This is a genomic window from Halobacillus sp. BBL2006, from assembly GCF_000786645.1.
Lineage (GTDB): Bacteria > Bacillota > Bacilli > Bacillales > Halobacillaceae > Halobacillus.
This window is the reverse complement of record NZ_JRNX01000549.1, coordinates 1-3,154: the sequence shown is the minus strand read 5'-3', so window position 1 is coordinate 3,154 and position 3,154 is coordinate 1. Positions and strand designations below refer to the sequence as shown.

The window sequence follows — 3,154 nt, the reverse complement described above, 5'->3', positions numbered from 1 at the left end:
CCGTAGCCATCTTAGCACCAATCCAGCCGATCGCTACGTACACGCTGCCAAGCCCGACAGCTGTCACAAGTCCCGCCTTCAAGGTTCTTATCGTCAATTCCTTTGGATCATCCACTCCACGATCACGGAAAGAAGTTACAACAATAATTCCAAATGCTAATGCGCCAATAGCATCCATAGTTAAATAACCTTCAATAAAGCCGCTGAAAAATGGTTGGCTCTGATATTTCTCTCCAGGACTTTGAATAGGGCCATCCAATAAGAAGAAGCTCCCGATAACAAGCCCAAGAATGGCCAGAAACAAAGCAGGAGTCAAGAATTGGCCGATTCGATCCACGAGCTTCGAAGGGTTTAAACTCACCCAATACACTAATAGAAAGAAAATGATGGAATAAATGAATAAGGTCATAGAATTTCCATTTAAGAAAGGAGCAGCCCCCATTTCAAAGGCAACGTTTGCTGCACGAGGAATCGCAAAAAATGGTCCGATAACTAAATAGACCATAGCTGTAAAATATAAACCGAATAAAGGGTGGACTCTTCCAGCTAATTGGATCGCCCCATTTTTGACTAAGGAAATAGCGGCGACAGTAATGATTGGAAGTCCAACACCAGTAAGCACGAAGCCTGAGATAGCGGCAGCATAAGACGTGCCGGATTCAATCCCTAAAGAAACAGGATAAATTAAATTTCCTGCCCCGAAAAACAGCGCAAATAGCGTGAAACCGATAAACATGGTGTCTCTTGACTTCATAATAAGCCTCCTCCTGGATGTCTATAATATGCGTAAAAAAAGCTCTCCTATCCAAGGATGAGCAGTAAGGTCCAATGGCTAAAATATCCAATGTTTCGACAAAGTTCTTTCTTATTTTTATGATGCAACGCAGTAATACTATCAATGTCAAAAAATTATGTCAATCCTTTTTTTAGAATATTATAAAGGTTAAGATTCCCATATAAGTAAACGCTTACAAAAGGGTTTGGTGATTTATTGCAATGTTCATCTTCAATTCAATATAGTTTACAGATGGAATGACGAATTATAGAATATGGCTATATCATTTAACAACGGTAAAATATAACCTTTCGAGATGAGGGATGCAATACATGATTCATTCGCTGTTACTCCAATTCATGTTAATTGGAATACTAGGGGTCGGATCTCAATGGGTAGCCTGGCGTTTTCGTTTACCCGCCATCGTCGTCATGTCCATTGTAGGTCTGTTGGCAGGCCCGGTATTAGGAATAATGAATCCGGAAGAAGATTTTGGAGATTTATATAAACCCATCATTTCACTAGCGGTTGCTGTTATCCTTTTTGAAGGCAGTTTGAATTTGGACTTCAAGGAAGTAAGGGGATTAGGACGGCCCGTCTTCCGAATTGTCACGTTCGGTGCTTTCTTAAGCTGGATCCTTGGCTCTCTGGCTGCACACTATGTGGCAGGGCTGTCCTGGGCGGTAGCCTTTGTAATAGGTGGACTTTTCATAGTAACTGGACCCACGGTCATCCTGCCTCTATTAAGACAAGCGAAGTTGAAACCGCGACCTGCGAAGATATTAAAATGGGAAGGGATCATCGTTGACCCAATAGGTGCGTTACTCGCGGTGTTTGCTTTCGAAATCATTCAGTTCATACAAGGTACAGACGTGAACCCATCCGAACTGTTCGCCTTCCTCCTTGCTTCGATCTTTGCTGTATTACTAGGTCTCGCGTGCGGGAAGGGCGTAGGATGGATGTTTGAAACCGGGTATGTTCCCGAATTTCTTAAATCACCGGTTGTATTTACGGTCGTCATCGCGTGCTTCACGATTGCAGATGAGGTCACACACGAAACCGGCTTGCTATCTGTAACCGCTATGGGGATGACCCTTGCGAATATGCACATATCATCTATTGCGGATATGAGGCATTTTAAGGAGAATATTTCCTTACTATTGATATCTACCATATTTGTTATGTTGACTGCCTCTTTGACACAGGAAACCTTAGTGGAGATATTTAATATCCAAACGATTGGATTTGTCTTGCTGATGCTTTTTATTGTTCGTCCTTTATCCATCTTTTTATCCACATGGGGAACGGATTTATCGAAGTCCGAAAAGTTATTAGTCGGATGGATTGCACCAAGGGGAATTGTCGCACTTACCGTAGCGAGTTATTTCTCAAGCATTTTACTAGAGTCAGGTTTTGAGGATGCTTCCATCCTGATCTCAATTACTTTTGCCCTTGTATTTACGACTGTAGTTGCCCATGGGTTTTCAATTGGGTGGCTATCGAAAAAACTAGGACTTTCCACGGAAGGGCCGCCTGGAGTATTGATCTCAGGAGGCAGCCCTTTTTCAACAGGGCTTGCTAAAGTATTAGAAGATCTTAAGGTGCCGGTTCTTATTGCAGATTCTTCATGGGAGCGCTTGTCTAAAGCACGTTCTACAGGAATTAAATCTTATCATGGGGAGATCTTGTCTGAGCAGACAGAGTACTATTTAGATATGACCCCGTATGAATATTTAATTGCTGCCACGGAATTAGATTCTTATAATGCCCTTGTATGCACAACGTTTGTGCCTGAATTCGGACGGAACAATTTGTTTCAGTTGAGTTTAAGTAATAGAGAAGGCGACAACCTGGAAGGTCTTGTCCATACAATTGGCGGTCGTGTGCTCTTCAAAGAAGGGGCAGCGTGGGAAGATCTGAATGAGATGGTGGAAAACGGCTATGTCTATCGAAAAACCAATATTACAGAAAAATACACATACGAAAAGTATTTAGATAATATTGATGATCAGGCTTTACTGCTCTTCATCAAGAAGCCGACAGGTAAAATTGAATTTTACAGTTCTGAAATTGATCTCCGGGCCGAGAATGGCGATGTCATTGTATCTCTGACACCTCCAAGTAAAGAATTTGAAAGAATTCAGGAAAAGCTGGAAGAACAAAGAAAAGAGCCTAAAAAGAAATAAAGATCAAAAAAGCCTCCGAATTAATTTCGGAGGCATTTTTGATCCATGCTAAGTTATTCCACATAAGTGCAGAATTGTTGAAGACTCGATTTCGAGATGATTTGGGTCCGTTGCCTTGAATGAGTCAAGGGGGGGCTGGGAAACGATTCGCTTTCCTGCGGGGGAACTGGCAAGCCTCCTCGGTCGTTTTACT

General features: G+C 42.1%; 2 protein-coding genes. One reads left to right on the top strand and one right to left on the bottom strand.

The window, feature by feature from the left end:
* The coding region (brnQ, locus tag LD39_RS15710) for a branched-chain amino acid transport system II carrier protein (RefSeq protein ID WP_035549401.1) at positions 1-754 on the bottom strand (754 nt) is incomplete at its 3' end.
* 353 nt (positions 755-1,107) lie between these two features.
* Between brnQ and LD39_RS15705 the strand changes: the two genes are divergently transcribed.
* Complete coding sequence (locus LD39_RS15705) at positions 1,108-2,961, top strand: sodium:proton antiporter (protein ID WP_035549399.1); 1,854 nt, start codon at positions 1,108-1,110, stop codon at positions 2,959-2,961.
* Positions 2,962-3,154 lie beyond the last annotated feature (193 nt).